The following is an 18,288-nucleotide window of genomic DNA, read 5'->3' on the forward strand; positions in this document are numbered from 1 at the left end:
TACTTATACTCTTTCAATCCAAATCCCTCCACTAACCGTAGTGCCTTGTTTTAAAAACAGGGGCATCTTTTCGGAAAGATACTCTTTGTGTCTTTTTTGCAAAAAGGAGTTAAAAAATAATACACTGAAATCAGCATTAAACGCAAGGAAAGCTCTCAATAAAAAAATTTCATTCCAACCTCTCCATTCTTTCACTACCCACTTTTCAGGATATTCCATGGGAAAAAAAATATCATGAATATGAATTTTTACTCCTTTCTTTAAATAGGGTAAAATATTAAAATAAATATAATTAACGTCACTGCCAGATTTTGATACATGAGAAGTGTCGATCAAAAGAAAATCTCCTGATTCGAGGGTTTCAAAAAATGAAATGTCAACATCTTGCACTTTTTTCTTTTGAATATTAACATTTTCGCCGGGCTTAAGAATACTTTCTAATCTTTCGGGATTGGGCTCAATAAAAGTGATCGATGTTTCGTTTGACAAAAACCTTTCATTTGTGTCCAAAATCAATGCAGATGAAAAACCGGCTCCTATCTCTACTATTTTTTTAGGTTTGAAATGCCTAAGCATTGAAAACATGGTTACGGCATCTGCATAAGTAAAAAATTCATTATTGTAATAATACCTTAATCCGTCTTTTACCGAATCTCCAAATGGCAATTCATTATAGTAGTTCTGAAACAGCTTGAGTAATTCAATTTGGTCATTTTCTCTAAAGTCGATCTCAATAGGTAAATAAGTATCAGATGCCTCCCGGGTTTTCTGCTGAGCATAATATTCTTCGGCATTCACAATACAACTGTAATAATGGCCGGGAGGAAATCCACATAATTCATGGAGATGCTCAACTTCTGCGATAAGTCTCTTTACAGAAGGGAACAATCGTAAAAACTTATCAATAGCTCTGTTAAACAAAGACATAGTTTTTATTTTAAATAGGCCATACTTGTCCTCGCCTCTTTTCTCGATTTCGAAATTTTTCGAAAATATGTAACTGAAGTAAATGTCAGCTTAATTGTAAAAAACAATTCTTTCCATTTTCTAAATATCAACAGGTATACACATCTGTCAAATTTAGTCTTGAGAAAATTCAATAAAAGAAATTTGTAAGAAAGCTGTATGTTTTTTAATTCAATAAATACAACGATCAGCTGTCTTTTTAAATTAAACTTTACAGTTTCCCAATTCTTGACCTCTCCATCGTGATAAATTATTGAAGAAGGCACTACACCTATTTTTATTTTCTTATACAACGTCCTGCTACAATAATCCTCATCTTCGCCATAATGCGGATACAGCGGATCAAAGCCTCCTATTATTTTCAAATAATGAACAGGTATAAGCCAAGCTGCCGCATTTACAAAAGGTAATTCATATATCTCTTTGGGCTTTCGCATATAGATATCACTATAAAATTCCTTACATTTTTCCGGCACTACATACGTTGAAAAATACCATTCTAGTCCGCCATGTTTCGGATGCAGATGAATTGGACTAAGTATACCGTATTCTGGATTATTTTGATATGCAATTAATAAAGCCTGCATCGTATCGGGTAAAAAATAGGCATCCTGATTTAACAAAAAAACAAAATCAGCATTTTTCTCAATTGCTATTTTCAATCCGATATTATTTGCTTTACCAAAACCTAAATTAGAACCAGTTTCAATCAGATTTACTTCAGGGTATCTAGTACGTATAGCCGATACCGTATTGTCAGTAGAACAATTATCAAGTGCATAAACTTCAAGAGGCACAGAGCTCTCTCTCAATGAACTTAAACATTTGTCAATCCATTGTTCTCCATTATAAGTAACAATTATTACAAATACTTTCTTATTTAAAATACTGTTCATTTTCTCCTTTTACAGCACTGTACCATGAACTGGCAGCAGTTGCAGATTGCAAATAAAATTTAGTCTCTTCAGACAGATCATTTGAATTTTCATACCATGGTAAATGTCTTGCTACATACCTACCTGCAGTTCTGATAGCTGGTCCATCAGCTCCACCCTTAGCTCCAGGACGATACAAAGCAAATGTTGTATCGATCAATGCATCATACACATCCTTTTCTAATTCATTTTTCCAAAACTCCGATTCCCATTTTACAACCTGCTCTTTCAAATTATACTGATCAGGCAGGTCATCGATCTTCAATCCAAAACCTGTTTTCTTAAACCTGGGATATTTTTCCAATAATGATTTGAAATAAGATAATGCATCAGCAGGGCATTCATCAACAGGTAGTATATCCGGATCGGTATACACATAATAATCATCAGAAAACCTACTGAAGATGATCGTTTCCCATAAAGAGAAATGACCTTTATTTCTATCTAAATCAAAAATTGTATACGGCAATGTTTTGTAATATGCTAATAATGGTGGGTAGGTTGAATGATTATCTATGATATAGATATTTGTATACCCCGCCTTTTCCAGCCATTCTATCAATTGTTTAAAATATTCTAACCGGTTAAAATTATTGATGATAACAGGAATTTGTTTATCATTTTTCAGATGGCGTTTCCATATTTTTTTCCATTTAGTGGCTAAACGAAATAAAACATTGGCCCCCTTCCTCATTGAGCATTCTATATGTATTCTTTTTGGCATCGTTTATTTTTTTAAATAACCCGGCAATACAAACAGCTTAATAAAAGTAGAAAATAATAGTCTGCTATCTTTTGGAAACTCGTTTTTAAACCGATATTTCCAACCTAATCTTGCCTCACTGTATTTGCCTTTTTGTAATAAGGTAAGCATATACTTACCGGCAAAATGAGCTTCGATTTGTAATTTGTCAACAAAAGAATAATCCCAGTCAGCAGATACATATTTTGATGCAGGCACCTCATCTTCCATTAAACCAATAAGCGTAGTATCGAAAGAAAATTTCTTCGCTAAAAAAAGCCAGATATCTTTTGATTCTTTATTGAATAGCTCAAATCCTTCAAATACAGATTTTGAATCTTTGTGCAACCGGAATTGGGCTAATAGTTTATCGGTAGTACCGATCGTTTCCACACCGTATTTGCTTAAAAACTTAAACCATAATTCATTATCGAAGATATATCGTAAACTCGGATTGATCCCACCAACAGATCGTACAACTTCTGTACGATAAAATGTACCGGGTTGATTCATTGCTATATTTAAAATAGTATCTGTTGCTGTACTTTGAATTCCCATCCTGTAAGTATGGCTGGTAGAATTATCCTCATCATAAAAACAATGAGTAAATCCGCACAAAACATTTTTATTGGGATTCTCTTTAAAATATTGGCCCACAGTTTCCAGCGCTCCTGGCTCCAGGTAATCATCACTATTGATCCAGTTAAAAATATCACCGGTAGCCTTTGCTATGCCTTTGTTCAGCGCATCTGCCTGACCGTTATCTTTTTCACTAACCCAATATGCGATTTTAGATTCATATTTTTTTATTATTTCAACAGTATTATCTGTACTTCCTCCGTCAATAATAATGAGTTCGTAATTTGGGTATCCCTGATCAATAATTGACAGGATCGTTTGCTCAATATAATGTCCTTGATTATATGAAGGCGTAACAATTGATATTTTAGGAAGTTGTGCCATCTTATTATTTGGAAACTTTAGCTGTTACATCATCAATAAAAAAATGAGTGAATTTTTTTGCGTTGTCACCGCCCAAATGTAACCCATCAGTTGTAGTGTAATCAGCATACACCGGTTTATCAAGATAAACAAAGCTATCTGCAGGAAAATTTTGCAAAAACAATTTTCGTATTTCTTTCATCTGGATAGTATTCTCTAATTCAGGATGCAAAGGCATTTCAAAAAATACTATTTCAGTTCCTTGCTTTTTTAATAACGCTATCTTGGCTTTCAATTCTTTGAATCGATCATTTATTGCCACTTCATTAAATGGCATATCAAATTCAGTTTTTTGTTTTTTTATAAGATCATCATAAAAATTGTCAGTTGCCACCGAAGCATTGTTATCCTCTTTTTTAGAAAAATTTAATTTATTTAACATAGGATTTACAAGCCTTCTTGTAAATGGGTCATATATTTTTTCTCCCAAAAAAGTAATAGACGAATGTAATGCATACACTGCCGGCTGGTCTTTTTCCCTCATGGGAACAACCTCTTTTCGAAGAAAAAATAGTATCGGATTAAATAAAGATTTCCCAAATGAAGGATCGCCTGCCCGTTTAACCATATTCATTTCAACAAAGACTCTCTTAGGAAATATTTGCTGATGCGTTAAAATTTCTAATCCATCAAACACACTTTGACCACCCAAGGATAAATTATAGAAATTTTCAGGTAATAATTCACTCTCGATCCTGCATGACAATGAAGATCCGATTATAATATTATCAGGAACTTCATTTGCATATAAATAATCCTGTGCCTTGATCGTATTATCCTGCCATTGATGTTGCCCTTCTATCTTTTTATCCGCAACACTATTATGCAGATATAAAGAATATGCTGCCAGTAATAAAAAAGTTGTACCTATTGATTTTAAAATCATTTCTTAAAACTGAAAATAAATAAATGTACCTGAACTACCACTGTTAACCAATATCAAAAACAATAAAATTGAATACCATACAAACTCAATTTTTTTAAAGCCCCAATGATACACACCAGTATTTTTTAAAAGATAAACTCCATGAAAAACAAATACCGGAATAGTGTATAATAGTGTGTAAGTAATAATTTTATAATCGTTGTATTTATCCGTATTTACAAAAAATGCATTACAATACTTGATAACATGAGAAAATTCCGGCAGCTTAAATAATAGCCACGCCATTGTAACAAATGCAAAAACAACAATCATTTGCAAAAATGATATCACTTTCCATTTTGGCAGTTTTATATATTGCTGAAAAAACCTTTCAAAAGCCAGTGCGATCCCATGAAAACTACCCCAGATAGCATAACTCCATGCCGCCCCATGCCACAAGCCTCCGAGAAACATCGTTATCATTAAATTTAAATAGGTACGGAAATTACCTCTCCTGTTCCCTCCCAATGGAATATATAAATATTCCTTCAGGAAAGTTGACAATGAGATATGCCACCTTCTCCAAAATTCAGAGAACGATCTTGAAATATAGGGGAAATTGAAATTTTCTTCCAGCCTGTAACCAAATAAACCTGCCAAGCCCAGAGCGATCAGCGAATACCCTGCAAAATCAGCAAATATCTGGGCAGAATAGCCAATAAGTAATATGAAGAGTGTAAATGAAGAATGTCCTTCAAAATATGGAAATGATATCCAAAACGTTTGGTCTTTGAGGTTATCTGCAACAACCATTTTCAAAAAATACCCCAATACCAGGTGCCTGAAACAAAAGTTCCAGTCAATGTCTTTAAAATATTTTCTACTTATTTGCGGAATAAAATCATGCGCCTTTAATATTGGCCCTGCAATTAAATGAGGGAAAAATACAATAAACAGGAATACATTGCCCGAATGCTGCAACAGTGATTTAGGTACAATTGCTGTAAATCCCTGTTTTTCTTTTTGTCTGAACACATCAACAACCAGGCTGATTCCTTCGAATGTAAAAAATGAAATACCGATTGCCAGAGGCACTTGTAATAAGAATCGGCCTATTTCACTTTCCTGCTGAAAAAAAGTAACCGACAGCAGCCTGCTGTATTTAAAAAAAGATAAAATAACCAAATTCACTATCACTCCACCAACAGCCCATCTTTTTCTTATAGCAACATTGTCGGTATGCACCACTTTATAACTGCAAAGTATATTAATACCCGCCGAAGCAAATAATAAAAGTAGATACCAGGGATTTTCCCATGCGTAAAAAAAAAGGCTTGCCACAACTAATACACCAACCTGGCTGCCTTTTAAAAAACGTTGATAATAAATACCAAACGTTAATATTACAAATATGATAAATTCTATACTATTGAAAAGCATTAAAAAGTACTACGTTAAATCAGGCCCAGTATGGTCCTATATTATCAATCTTATTTCCACTTTCCGGTTTCTCATTCTGAACCGGGAAGATCCAATGTTCGTTAAATAAAGGCTTGTATTTTTCGATCTCTATCCAACGCTTTCCTTTAAGCCCGAATAACAATTGCGATGCACCTCCTAAATGAATAGCGGTTTTGCCTGATTTTTTTATGAAAGAGGCAAGTGGTAGTCCATAAGCCCCCGCCCCTATAATGGCAATATCAAACTCTTTTTTTGCTATTTCTGCTTCCATATAACGAAGTGCTTCTGTCCAGTTACTAAACCGTTCATCATTACCGCTTATCGATTGCACAGCTTTAATGATCGTCAGTTCAAAGTCAGGTAAAAATTTTTGACTAGTAAATAACTTTTCTCTGTTAGCATATTGCCTTTTTATGGATTCCTCAAAGGGATGTATTACTAAAACTTTTTTCCCTTGCAAATATTGAGACCAGGGGTCATCAACAAAAAAAGGCTCTAAATCGCTTAATTTACATAAAGTTGTTTCGGGAGCTAATAATTTTACTACCATATTTTCCCCGACATTATTCCAAACTCCAAGCAGATCAATATCTCTTAATGCATCAATAAAAATAGCGCTAAACTCGTCAGCCATTTGTTCTGTTGGAGGAAATACACCCGAATGTGTATGCAGCTCTTCAATAACATGATCGTTCCACTTTGTATAACCGCTTATATTTTTTACAATGTAATTATTGATCACTTTCAACTCTGAAGCACCAATTCTAGAAATCATGCAAGGGATATCACTTACAACAGCATTTTTTATAAATAGATTGGCTTTATCAGAAGAAACTATTTCCTTCCAATACCCCGACTCAGTTTTACCATCAAAAGATATATTCGGTTCTTCAGGTAATAAATCTTTAATACCCAAAATTTTTTTAATTGTTCTCTTTATCAAATCCATTTTATTTTTGGGATCGTATAAATTTTTTCAGTAGAATTATTCCCTATTTAATTTAAAATAATTTCTTTTCTTTAAATCTGTATTTAACTACTTTTACGTGCACAGCAACAGCTACAGATCAAAGAGAAATATCAGTTATTACTGTGTCGCATCTTTCCAAACTAATAATAAAATCAAATACCAAGGATCTTCCGATGCACAGAAAAAAGCGTACCAAAACCACTACACCAACTTAGCTATTGTTCTAACTTATTTTTTAAAAATTTCCACAAGTATTTTTTCAAAATGGAATACATCAATATGGAAATTATTTTTCTGTGTGTCAATTGAATAATCATCAACATCACATAGTTGGTACCAATATTTATGTTTTAAAGTTGTTGCCAGACTAAAATAGCAATTATTATGTCCATCATCTTTTCTGCGCAATTCAAGAACATTGCTATTTTCCTTCATAAACAGCATATTGGTAAGTCCTGCTCCATGTATTCCTATTAATAAATTCGTGCCAGTTACATAACTTATCTGTTCTTCCCAGCTGTACCTGGAAAAATCAACTGATAAAATATCATACTTATTCAAAACAGCAGAAAATGCTTCGTAATTAGTAACACTTCTTTTTTCCTCCGGTTTCCTGTAAATAAAAATACCTTTATATTTTGTGTCGCTTAGTTTCTTAATTTTCGGCGTGATGCTGTCAAATAATTGCTTTATAAAAATATCATTATAATTCCCGGAGCTAACTTGTAAATCACAAATTTTTGCATTCAAGAACAAGGCTGTCTTATTACAAATACAAATTTTTATATTAGGCAGGAGTGATAATGATTTACAAATAAAATCAACTTTGTATAACCAATTAGGAATGTATACACTGATCACTTTTTTTGCAGCAGTTGAAACGTGGTATATTTTCGGTAACACTTCTGTAAACCAATGAAAATAATTCAGACTCCAATGATTAAAAAAAATGTATTCATTAAAAATAATTTTTAATCTCACTATTTCCAACAATTTGATCTTCCCCGTACTAACCTGCATTTTGTTCTTAGTAAAAAAATCGATCTTGTTGTATGTCTTAAATAAATTAAAGTTATACAAAACAAAATATGCATTTTTTTCTATCGAATTTCCTGCAATCTTGTAGTCAATCGCTTTCTTAAAAATAGAAATATCCTCATTTTTAAAATTAACTGGCAATTGCCTCTTTATTATCTGCTGATCAGGCATTTTTATGTTGTTCTATGAATTTTTCTATATCAAAAAAATCTTTTTCTACGTCCTTCAATTTTTCTGCAAAAAAATCCCACCATTTAATTTCAAGTAATTCTTTTATTTTTCTTTCCTCAAATCGGTACTTAACCACTTTTGCCGGAACCCCTACTGCCACAGCGTAAGGAGGAATATCCGTTGCCACCACAGCTCCTGCACCTATTACTGCACCATCTCCGATTGTAACACCATCAAGTATTGTTACATTCACTCCTATAAACACATCATTACCAATAAAAATTGGCCTTTGCTCAACTGCTTTATTGTAATCAGATAAAGTATCTCCATTTTGTTTATGGGTAGAATAAAAATAAGGAGAGGTTGAGATTCCGTCGATAGGATGAATACCCCAGCCACAAACTAAATTAGGGCCAATAGAACAAAATTTTCCAACTGTGGTATTATTAATAATTGAATTAATAGATACGTAGGTATAATCATCTATAGTTGAATGACTGATCTTATATGGAGGATACATCTTCGCTAATGTACTTATCGTAGATGAATTATTAGAAGGCCTGTACAGATCAAATGGGAAATTCAATATTTCCTTCGCCCTTTTTTTGTAGTAAGTGTAGGTAGAATAAAATGGGATCAGTCGTTTGATTCCATTTTTCAGTCGCTGATAAAGACCAGGCTGGGGCAACCTTTCATGCGGTTTCCTATCTGGTCGATTGGCATAGAAATCAATTACACTGTTCCTAATCTGCCTATCTTCTTCAATAAGATCTATTTTTTGCAGATCGATATATTCTGTCGTAGGAGAAATAAAAACGTTATTACTTTCTGTATAATGTACTCCGGAACCATCAAAGCCAATATTCTTTACCAAAGATGTAGCAGGGAAAAGTGAAAGCCCATCTTTTTCAAACCATGATGCATACCATCTTACAGCCCATGAATAAATGTTTTTTGATTTATTCAATAATAATTGCTCATAGTAATCGGCCTGTCCATTTAAGCTAAATTCATCTCGTTTGTCAGTATCATTTAAAAAACTCAGATGAGCATCAATATCATGTGAATAATTTTTCCATGCTCTTGCCCATGTTCCCCATCCCCAGCATGATAAAATTTTTAAAAAGAAAGAGGATGTTGAAGGTGCACTTTTTAGCGGATAAATATAAGCGCTTACCTGCATTACCTTATCATCACTTTCGTAAAGGCCCAGCGCCTGATTCATGTATGTTAAAAAACCTTTTTCAGGCTGTATATCATCTTCCAGTACAATTACTTTTCCATGACGATTCACTATTTCTGTTACGCCAGCTATTATTGAATTGGCTAATCCTTTATTAAATTTCTGTTCATAAAGAACAACTTCTTTGCACCAATCTATATGTTTACAAAGCGCTTTTACTTCATCGATCTTCTTTACCTCTTTCTCATTCGCTCCCATTTTAGGGCCATCTGCAAATATGTATAACACAGAATCCTTTATCCCATCGCAATTGCGTAAAGCGTTTAACACCGCCGCAGTATGAAGCGGCCTGTTGTAAACAAATAATAAAATCGGGGCTGGGGTCTTCATGACACTTATAGACAACTATTCGTTAATGACATTACCTAATAATTCTATATATTTTGAATTACTGAAACTATGATTTTTTATTACAAAATCTCTACCAGCGATTTCAAGCGCCTGCAATTCTTCTGAAGAACTGTTTATGAAATTTTCAATTGCTACAACCAAACTTTCAATATCATTTTCCTTGCACATGAATTGGGTGTACCCCAGTACATTAGGAATATCTGCATGATCAGAAGTAATAACAGGCAAGCCAACTATCTGACTTTCTAAAATGATCGTAGGGGCTCCTCCTTCCGTATCTTTATTTTGGGCTTCCATAGACGGATGGACCAGAGCATCATGAGATAGAAGAAACTCCTTACACTGCTCTAGCGGAAGCAGGCCTTTGAAAATTACATTCTCATTGAGATGATACTCTTCAATTATATCAAGATACTTACTCTTTAAATCACCATCGCCGATCAGGGTAATTTCAAAATCTTTAAAGCCATTGTTTTTGATTTTCCCTATTGCGGTTAAAAACAGATGAATACCTTTTTTTTCAATGAAGCGTCCGATCACCAGAAATTTTACAACTCCGCTCCATTTCGAAAATGGTCGTCGTGGGTATTTTGTAGTATCAATAATGATTGGATTGACAAATACTTTTTCAGTATCTGCTCCAAGTTTAACCAAAGTAGTTTTCAGAAAAGGGCCTTCACAAAAAACAGCATTACAGGTAGCCCACATTTTGATCAGATCTTCTTTATAACCCGGAATTAATTCTGGCAATCTTCCTGCATCTGCTCCATAAAAAGAAACAACATATTTTTGTTTGACAGATGTTGTTGTTACAAAATCATTCATCAACACTCCCATGGTACCAAAATGACAATGTACTACACCGGGTTTATGTTTAAGCAGCAAGGTTTTGAAATCATCATACCATTTGGGAGTAGTATCTATCTTTCTAGTAATTTTATCAAGAAGTGTTCTTTTTCTTCGTACATCCTTATCTAAAAAAATCACTTCTACATTATCTGGCAGGGGAAATAGAGGCCTGTTTTCTGAAGAAAAAGAAATGATATAAACTTTATGTTTCGAATTTTCGGAAGATTTACAAATGTAATTGTAAATAAAAGTCTCTGTAATTCTTAAGTAAACCTCTACTAAGTGAAAGATAACCATACTTACTTCTTTACTCCTGCTAAAATGGTGATATTTTCAGTTAATTCGTTATAACTGTTCTCTACTGTTAGGGAAAAATCAGCAAAGAGTTGTTTGTAATAATCTGCACTTCTGTAAAACCAATGCTCATTATTCTTTTGATTAGTAGTATTTTCAGTTAATACCAATATCGCATTATCTTTAGAAACTCTTTTTAATTCACTCACTACTGTAACTAAATTTTTTTCAGAAATTCCACCCAATACTAAACATACCCATAAAACATTGAAAGTCTTATCAGGGAAAGGTATTGTATAATCATCTACCACAACATATTCGTTACCGGAATGATGATCACTCTCCTTAGCAGCTTGTATAAAGCTTGGAACCGGATCAATACCTACTGCTTTTCCTTTTACCAACACAGATAAATCTTTTGTAAACCGACCAGGCCCGCAACCAAAATCCAGCAACATGATCTGTTCAGTCGTACCTGCTAAATATTTACTTACAATAGGAAAAATGCTATCCTTTTGTAACTGAGTGATCTTTTCTGCCTCCGATTCACTATATGACATATTTACAACAGATTTATTCCCGAATTTTGAAGCTCTGTCTCTCCAGTATTCGATACTTTTAAAATCGTGCTTTTTAAATATTTTTTTTAAAAAGTTGATCATGAATAATTAATTATAAAATGAAAGGATTGAATCGCAGACATAGTCTACTTCATTAGCATTTAAAGAATAATACATAGGCAATCTTAAAAGCCGGTTACTTTCTTTTGTCGTAAATTCATCATCTCCAACAAAATCACCAAATGCTGCACCAGCCTTGGAACTATGTAAGGGTATATAATGAAAAGTTGTAGTTATATTTTTATTTTTAAGGTAAGCCATCAACGCAGCTCTCTCTTCAATATCTGCACATTTTATAAAGAACAAATGAGCATTATGTTTACAATCAGTCGGAATAAATGGAAGCATTATTTTTCCGGAATCTTTAAGGACACTAAGTCGCTTAAAATACTGATCCCATATTTCAATTCTTTTGGCTGTAACCTTTTGTGCATTAATTAATTGCTCCGATAAAAAAGCGGCAGACAATTCATTAGGAAGATAACTGGATCCTAGGTCAACCCAACTGTATTTGTCAACTAACCCTGCAATATATTTGGATCTGTCTGTACCTTTTTCTCTTATTATCTCTGCCCGTTCTGTAAATCGTTCGTCATTGATCAATAAGGCTCCACCTTCGCCGCAATGAATATTTTTTGTATCATGAAAACTTAATGTACCAAACTCACCTATTGTTCCTAAATGCTTTCCTTTATAAAATGCTTGTACACACTGAGCTGCATCTTCAATAACAAAAAGACCATGCTTTTGAGCGATGGTCAATATTGTATCCATTTCGCATGCTACGCCACCGTAATGAACAACAACAATTGCTTTTGTTTTTGCGGTGATCGCATTTTCAATTAACAGCTCATTAATGTTCATTGTGTCAGGCCTGATATCTACAAACTTTATCCTGGCGCCACGTAATACAAATGCATTGGCCGTAGAAACAAATGTAAAAGAAGGCATGATCACTTCATCCCCCGGAGCAATGCCACACAATATTGCAGCCATTTCCAGTGCATGTGTGCAGGAAGTTGTAAGTAAAGTTTTTTTACATTGCGTTTGCTCAGTTATGATCTCATTACATAATTTAGTAAACTTCCCATCACCACAAAATTTGGCGTAGTTAAATAATTCAGTGACCTTGTTTATTTCAGTGCCTGAAATATAAGGTATATTAAAAGGTATATTTGAATGCATGATAATTAATAGTATATAAACTTTGATGGTGTTACTGCAGAAAGCTCATTTCTTACATTTCTTCCAACACCCCAAAAATCTGAGGATAAAATATTTATTGAACCGGCATCTTCAATAACATCACAAAAATCTGTAGGGGCTGTAGTTTTATGAGAAGAAAATAATTTAACTGAATAAGTCCCTCCTCTAAGTGGCAGAGCGTTTACTTCTAATGTGATCTTATTTTCAGTATGAGACAATCTTTCTACCACCATCTCATCTGAAACAAACATCATCACTGGTTTTTGATAATCATCTTGAAAAACCACTGCAGCTATTAAATCCTTCAGATCAAATTCACCGTTCACTTCATAATAAACTTCTACTTTCAAATAGTCGCCGGTAAAAATATTTTCCACCGGTACATTTTGGGCATTCAGAAAAACAATATTGGTAAATTTAATCAATCCAGAACCTACTCTATCCGTTCTGTCCTTTAAAACCAGGTCAATGATATTTTTTTTGAAATAGGCATTAATAATATCTTCCGTTGGCCCAATACTTTCGACTGTACCTCTGCTCATTAATAAAACCTCATCACAAAGATTTCTGATTGCAGACATATTATGACTTACAAATAAAACAGTTCTGCCATCATTAACACTCACATCCTTCATTTTGCCCAAACATTTTTTTTGAAATTCAGCATCACCTACCGCCAATACTTCATCTACAATTAAAATTTCGGGGTCTAAATGAGCTGCTACGGCAAATGCCAGGCGAACATACATTCCACTACTGTATCTTTTAACAGGTGTATCAATATACCTTTCAACACCTGCAAAATCTACGATCTCATCAAATTTACTTTTGATCTCATCCTTTGTCATTCCAAGTATTGCTCCATTCAAAAAGATATTATCTCTTCCGCTTAGTTCGGGGTGAAAACCAGTTCCTACCTCAAGCAAGCTTGCGATTCTTCCTTTAACTCTTATACTTCCGGTTGTTGGTGTGGTTGTTCTGCTCAAAATTTTTAGAAGCGTACTTTTCCCAGCCCCATTTCTTCCGATGATGCCCAATACTTTTCCTTGCTCAACTTCAAAATTGATATCTTTCAGTGCCCACACATATTGGCTCTCGCCTTTTGCTGTTCTATCATTTTCCTCGCCAATCTTTAGGTATGGGTCTTCTTTACCCCTGATAGAATACCATAGTCTATTCAGGTCATGTGACAATGATCCGGTACCTACCTGTCCTAAACGATATTGCTTTGAAACATTTTCTACTTTAATAACTACTGACATAATATTCCTCTCTTCTTGTTCTTAAAAAAAATTAAACCGTATCCATAAATGATCTTTCTACTTTGGCAAAAACAATCAATCCTATGAAAATAACCACAACGATGAATGCCAAGCTATATAAAAGTCCTCCTGTATTTAGCGTGCCTGTTTGAAACAACGCATACCTGAATGCTTCTACAATAGACGACAATGGATTAAAGGTAACCAAAAACTTATATTTACTTTGATTGTAATAAGACATTGGTAATACCACCGGAGTGATGTACATCAATAACTGAACAGCAAACCCTATAAAAACAGAAAAATCTCTGTACTTGGTTGTAAGCGAAGAAATAATAATTCCCAACCCCAATCCCAATCCAGACATCATGGTTATTAATACTGGTATTAATAACCATGCCCATCCAAATTTTATCGGGAATCCTTTGAATGAAAAAAATACCATTACCAATAACAGTAATAAAAACTGTATCCCAAACTTTACAATATTTGAAATAACTACTGATAAAGGAATCACTAAACGTGGGAAATAAACTTTACCAAAAATACCAGCATTTGCTACAAATGTATTTGAGGTATTAGACAAGCAAGCAGAAAAATAATTCCAGATTGTAACACCACTCATATAAAATAGAATCGGGTGCATCCCCGTATCTGTTTTTATTTTTGCGATAGTTCCAAAAACTATAAAAAACATAAGGGTTGTAAACAATGGCTGTATAAAATGCCATAATGGCCCCAGAATAGTTTGTTTATACTGTGCTACAAAATCTCTTTTTACAAATAGCCACATTAAATCCCGATAACTCCATACTTCTTTCAGATTGAGGTTAAATAAGGAATTCTTGGGAGTAATTACTAAATCCCAATGTTCATGCTTATCGGCTGCGTTATGTGTGATTGAACTCATTTTTTTAAACTAAATTTTTCTGATAAACTTTGCAGGGTTGCCTGCATAAATACCAGGTAAGTTAATATCTTTTGTAACAACTGCTCCGGCTCCTATTAATACATTATCACAAATAGTTACAGGCAAAATAGTTGCGTTAGAACCAAGTGTAACATTATTTCCAATCTTGGTAGCTTTCCATTTCGAAGTATCCCCGTTTGCAGGTCTGCCATCTGTACATAGGTCGTTAACAAACATTACCCCATGACCTACAAAGCAATTATTACCTATTGTAACCAGTTCACAAATAAAACTGTGAGATTGAATTTTACAATTAGCTCCCACTACTGCATTTTTTTGGATCTCTACAAACGGACCTATAAAAGTAAAGTCGCCTATACTACACCCATATAGATTTACTGGATGCACAATAGTTACCTCCTTGCCAAAATTAACGTTTATTATATCATTTTTTTTCTCAACAGGCATATACGATACAGGTTTACAAAAAACTAATTGTTTTTTGAAATATCAAGCAACAGACCTTTGATCTTTTCTTTGTATACAGGATAACTAAACTTATTCATAAACAAAGTATGATCGGGAATGTACTTATTTGTATTACTAACCACATTTTTGATGGCTGCCGTAATTTCTTCCTGATCATCGGGGTTTACCAATAAACCAAATTCACCACCATTTAGGGCATCTACAGATCCGTCTTTATTACCGGCTATCACTGGTTTACCATAATACATGGCCTCAATAAATACAATACCAAATCCTTCCTTTTTACTTGGCATCACATACACATCAGCTAAATTAAAATGTTCGGCTAATTCTTCATCGGGAACAAAGCCTGCAAATACAACAAATTTTTGTATCTCAAGTTCTTCTATCAAAGCATCCAGTCTCTTCTTTTCTGCAGCGTCATATTTACCTACAATCAAATACTTGAGTGAAGGATATTGAGTAGCAAGGACTTTTACGGACTGTAACACATTATCGTAGCCTTTATACTTTTCCTTTATAGAAAGACGTGTAAGCGTCATCAAGATCGTATCCTCTTTTTTAAGACCATATCTTGCTAATAATACCGAAGATTTTTCTCCTCTTACCGGTTCAGGCAAAAAGGGATCTAAACAGTTATTAAGAACATGTAATTTATTCTCCGGCAAATTATTTAAAGCAACCATCACATCCTTTGTATACTTACTCACCGGAAGTATCAAATCGCATTTTGCCAACATTCTTTTTCTTAATCCCGTCATTGGCTTCCATACCTCGATACCATGAGTGATCAATATTAATTTTGTTTCAGGAGAAAATAATTTTATCAGGTATCCTACGGATAAAAGATTAATGTGACTCAAAATAACGACATCGCTTTTTCTCCCTTGCCGAATACTCTCAGAAACAAATTTTAATTTGTTTGTTGCAAAACCATAAAATATTTGTTTTGGGAAATATTTTTCATCTACTTCTTCTTTTTTATCATACATGGAATATATCCTGGCTTTATTACCAGACTCTAACCCCAATCTATATAATGCCTTACCTACGATACGGCTCACTTTTTCTATGCCGCCAGTTGCAGAGAAAACCCTTAAGGTTAAAAAAAGTACAGAGTTATAATTATGCATTCCCATTTCTTTCAATTAATAACAATGTTAAAAATTGTGACCAGTGGATATTACCACTAACAAATTCTTTATGATTGGCTGAATTTGATTTTGCATATTCATCATTTGATAACCATTCTTTAAAAGGAAAAGCAAATCCCATCTTTGGTCTTTTCCAAATAGCTTCAGGCAGTATATCTTTAAAGGCATCAATAAGCATTTGCTTGGTATGACTTCCGCTGTATTTTATTTGTGATTGAATCTGTAAAGAAAGTTTAACAAACTCTGCATCCAGAAACGGCACCCTGATCTCTACCCCATGAGCCATGCTCATAACATCTGCATCTCTCAGCAATTGATTCTGCATATACATGTTCATCTCCATCCAACTTGCCTGATTTTTTGGAGTGAGATAATCTATGTTAGGTAAAGTAGGCTGTTCGTTTAATATCTGCCAGATCTCAGATTCATTGGCATTTAAATGTTTGGCAATTTCACTAGGGATAAATTGTCCTCTTAAAAATAAATATCTGCCAACCGCTCCTTCAATACTTAAATATTGTAAGCGTTTAAAACGCCTTAACCCTACATATCTGCCTGCTTTTAAAGCTTCATTGGGCAACTTCTGTAGAAGTAAAGTAGGCAAGATCCTGTTAAATGACGGGTAACCACCAAATAACTCATCACCACCAATACCCGACAAGACCGCTTTTAAACCACTTTCCTTTGCAAATTTGCTGATAAACCAGGTATTGATACCATCACAGCTTGGCATATCCATCGCCTTCACTATTGAAGGAAAATGCTCATGAAACTGTTCCTCTTTGACCAAATGCTGAAATTGCTCACAGAATAGTTTTTCCTGCAGCAGGTCCTGATATTTCTTTTCGGAATATTTATTGTCTTCAAAAAAAACGGATACTGTTTTTAATCTTGTTTGTTTATCCGAATTCGCTAATAACGCTATTATACTTGAATCTAATCCTCCACTTAAAAAAACACCAATAGGAGCATCAGCAAGCAAATGTCTTTTTACTGCACTTTGTAATGAATGTTTCAGAAGCTCTAAGGCCTCATCTCTATTCGTTATTTTTTCTACGTAATTATAACTCTCAAATGTGTTTACGGAACTCTTGAGCGTATTAATATTATATTTCAGGTAAGTACCTTTTTGAAGCGGTTTTACTTCATGCAAAGTAGTGATAGGCTCGGGCAAATGTCCGTAAGCCATCAGATACACCTGCCAGTGATTGCTTTTGGTTTGCAGATATGGAATTGATCTGAATCCTTTAATTTCTGATGCAAAAACTAATCCTTCCTTTGTGTCTGCATAATAAAGCGGTTTTATACCACTTGCATCTCTCACTAAAAATAATTCTCCGGAGTGATTGTTCAATAATGCAAAAGCGAACATTCCATTAAACTTCTTGAACGCATTTTCGCCCCATAAAGTGAATGCTGCTAATATTACTTCTGTATCGCTATTGGATACAAAATGACAACCTGCTATTTTAAGTTCCGCTTTTAGATCAAGATAGTTATACAGTTCTCCATTATAGCTGATACAAAATTTTCCATCTGCATATTGCATTGGCTGGTGCCCACCCTCTGATAGATCAATAACAGACAATCGCCTGTGACCTAATACAACAGGATATTGACCGGATGAATAAATTCCCTGGTCGTCGGGGCCTCCATGTTGTTGAAGCTGGCACATATCTGTCACCCACTGCTTTAATAGATCAGCAGCGGCAACTGGGTTAATTACACCCGCTATTCTGCACATAGTCTAGAGTTAAAGG

General features: G+C 34.2%; 17 protein-coding genes. All 17 read right to left on the reverse strand.

All coding sequences use genetic code 11. From position 1 onward, the window contains the following. Positions 1-3 precede the first annotated feature (3 nt). Positions 4-927 (reverse strand): class I SAM-dependent methyltransferase, encoded by a 924-nt coding sequence (locus LK994_RS12540; protein ID WP_229760432.1) that lies wholly within the window; start codon positions 925-927, stop codon positions 4-6. A 5-nt stretch (positions 928-932) separates the two neighbouring features. Then, a complete protein-coding gene (locus tag LK994_RS12545; RefSeq protein ID WP_229760433.1) occupies positions 933-1,862 on the reverse strand; it encodes a glycosyltransferase family 2 protein in 930 nt (309 codons plus the stop codon). Then, positions 1,843-2,625, reverse strand: coding sequence for a glycosyltransferase family A protein (locus LK994_RS12550; protein WP_229760434.1), 783 nt, complete (start codon positions 2,623-2,625; stop codon positions 1,843-1,845). The genes LK994_RS12545 and LK994_RS12550 overlap by 20 nt, the downstream gene beginning before the upstream one ends. 3 nt (positions 2,626-2,628) lie before the next feature. Beyond that, positions 2,629-3,606 (reverse strand): glycosyltransferase family 2 protein, encoded by a 978-nt coding sequence (locus LK994_RS12555; RefSeq protein ID WP_229760435.1) that lies wholly within the window; start codon positions 3,604-3,606, stop codon positions 2,629-2,631. A 4-nt stretch (positions 3,607-3,610) separates the two neighbouring features. Then, positions 3,611-4,531, reverse strand: a complete 921-nt coding sequence (locus LK994_RS12560) for a hypothetical protein (protein ID WP_229760436.1) — start codon at positions 4,529-4,531, stop codon at positions 3,611-3,613. A gap of 3 nt (positions 4,532-4,534) precedes the next feature. Continuing rightward, positions 4,535-5,950 (reverse strand): MBOAT family O-acyltransferase, encoded by a 1,416-nt coding sequence (locus LK994_RS12565; protein ID WP_229760437.1) that lies wholly within the window; start codon positions 5,948-5,950, stop codon positions 4,535-4,537. Positions 5,951-5,969: 19 nt separating this feature from the next. Further along, a complete protein-coding gene (locus LK994_RS12570) occupies positions 5,970-6,920 on the reverse strand; it encodes a GT-D fold domain-containing protein (protein ID WP_229760438.1) in 951 nt (316 codons plus the stop codon). 249 nt (positions 6,921-7,169) lie between these two features. Beyond that, positions 7,170-8,120, reverse strand: coding sequence for a glycosyltransferase family 61 protein (locus LK994_RS12575; protein ID WP_229760439.1), 951 nt, complete (start codon positions 8,118-8,120; stop codon positions 7,170-7,172). Between the two features lie 22 nt (positions 8,121-8,142). Next, positions 8,143-9,723, reverse strand: coding sequence for a DapH/DapD/GlmU-related protein (locus LK994_RS12580; protein WP_229760440.1), 1,581 nt, complete (start codon positions 9,721-9,723; stop codon positions 8,143-8,145). A gap of 15 nt (positions 9,724-9,738) precedes the next feature. Further along, the gene (locus LK994_RS12585; protein WP_229760441.1) at positions 9,739-10,890 is read right to left on the reverse strand and encodes a glycosyltransferase; all 1,152 of its coding nucleotides are present in this window, start codon (positions 10,888-10,890) and stop codon (positions 9,739-9,741) included. 2 nt (positions 10,891-10,892) lie between these two features. Beyond that, positions 10,893-11,549, reverse strand: coding sequence for a class I SAM-dependent methyltransferase (locus LK994_RS12590; RefSeq protein WP_229760442.1), 657 nt, complete (start codon positions 11,547-11,549; stop codon positions 10,893-10,895). A 6-nt stretch (positions 11,550-11,555) separates the two neighbouring features. After that, positions 11,556-12,692: a dTDP-4-amino-4,6-dideoxygalactose transaminase gene (gene rffA / locus LK994_RS12595; RefSeq protein WP_229760443.1), complete on the reverse strand. Its 1,137-nt coding sequence runs from the start codon at positions 12,690-12,692 to the stop codon at positions 11,556-11,558. A 5-nt stretch (positions 12,693-12,697) separates the two neighbouring features. Continuing rightward, positions 12,698-13,975, reverse strand: a complete 1,278-nt coding sequence (locus tag LK994_RS12600; protein WP_229760444.1) for an ABC transporter ATP-binding protein — start codon at positions 13,973-13,975, stop codon at positions 12,698-12,700. A gap of 31 nt (positions 13,976-14,006) precedes the next feature. Then, on the reverse strand, positions 14,007-14,885 hold the full coding sequence (locus LK994_RS12605) for an ABC transporter permease (RefSeq protein ID WP_229760445.1): 879 nt from the start codon (positions 14,883-14,885) through the stop codon (positions 14,007-14,009). A gap of 9 nt (positions 14,886-14,894) precedes the next feature. Further along, the gene (locus LK994_RS12610; protein WP_229760446.1) at positions 14,895-15,353 is read right to left on the reverse strand and encodes an acyltransferase; all 459 of its coding nucleotides are present in this window, start codon (positions 15,351-15,353) and stop codon (positions 14,895-14,897) included. A gap of 23 nt (positions 15,354-15,376) precedes the next feature. Next, positions 15,377-16,513: a glycosyltransferase family 4 protein gene (locus LK994_RS12615; RefSeq protein WP_229760447.1), complete on the reverse strand. Its 1,137-nt coding sequence runs from the start codon at positions 16,511-16,513 to the stop codon at positions 15,377-15,379. Continuing rightward, positions 16,500-18,272: an asparagine synthase (glutamine-hydrolyzing) gene (asnB, locus tag LK994_RS12620; protein WP_229760448.1), complete on the reverse strand. Its 1,773-nt coding sequence runs from the start codon at positions 18,270-18,272 to the stop codon at positions 16,500-16,502. Before asnB ends, LK994_RS12615 begins: the two co-directional genes overlap by 14 nt. Positions 18,273-18,288 lie beyond the last annotated feature (16 nt).

The organism is Ferruginibacter lapsinanis (assembly GCF_020783315.1).
Classification (GTDB): Bacteria; Bacteroidota; Bacteroidia; order Chitinophagales; family Chitinophagaceae; genus Ferruginibacter; species Ferruginibacter lapsinanis.

Coding starts and splice junctions, on each gene's coding strand:
- LK994_RS12540 (WP_229760432.1), bottom strand. CDS start 927: ATGTCTTTGTTTAACAGAGCTATTGATAAGTTTTTACGATTGTTCCCT.
- LK994_RS12545 (WP_229760433.1), bottom strand. CDS start 1,862: ATGAACAGTATTTTAAATAAGAAAGTATTTGTAATAATTGTTACTTAT.
- LK994_RS12550 (WP_229760434.1), bottom strand. CDS start 2,625: ATGCCAAAAAGAATACATATAGAATGCTCAATGAGGAAGGGGGCCAAT.
- LK994_RS12555 (WP_229760435.1), bottom strand. CDS start 3,606: ATGGCACAACTTCCTAAAATATCAATTGTTACGCCTTCATATAATCAA.
- LK994_RS12560 (WP_229760436.1), bottom strand. CDS start 4,531: ATGATTTTAAAATCAATAGGTACAACTTTTTTATTACTGGCAGCATAT.
- LK994_RS12565 (WP_229760437.1), bottom strand. CDS start 5,950: ATGCTTTTCAATAGTATAGAATTTATCATATTTGTAATATTAACGTTT.
- LK994_RS12570 (WP_229760438.1), bottom strand. CDS start 6,920: ATGGATTTGATAAAGAGAACAATTAAAAAAATTTTGGGTATTAAAGAT.
- LK994_RS12580 (WP_229760440.1), bottom strand. CDS start 9,723: ATGAAGACCCCAGCCCCGATTTTATTATTTGTTTACAACAGGCCGCTT.
- LK994_RS12585 (WP_229760441.1), bottom strand. CDS start 10,890: ATGGTTATCTTTCACTTAGTAGAGGTTTACTTAAGAATTACAGAGACT.
- LK994_RS12590 (WP_229760442.1), bottom strand. CDS start 11,549: ATGATCAACTTTTTAAAAAAAATATTTAAAAAGCACGATTTTAAAAGT.
- rffA (WP_229760443.1), bottom strand. CDS start 12,692: ATGCATTCAAATATACCTTTTAATATACCTTATATTTCAGGCACTGAA.
- LK994_RS12600 (WP_229760444.1), bottom strand. CDS start 13,975: ATGTCAGTAGTTATTAAAGTAGAAAATGTTTCAAAGCAATATCGTTTA.
- LK994_RS12605 (WP_229760445.1), bottom strand. CDS start 14,885: ATGAGTTCAATCACACATAACGCAGCCGATAAGCATGAACATTGGGAT.
- LK994_RS12610 (WP_229760446.1), bottom strand. CDS start 15,353: ATGCCTGTTGAGAAAAAAAATGATATAATAAACGTTAATTTTGGCAAG.
- LK994_RS12615 (WP_229760447.1), bottom strand. CDS start 16,513: ATGGGAATGCATAATTATAACTCTGTACTTTTTTTAACCTTAAGGGTT.
- asnB (WP_229760448.1), bottom strand. CDS start 18,272: ATGTGCAGAATAGCGGGTGTAATTAACCCAGTTGCCGCTGCTGATCTA.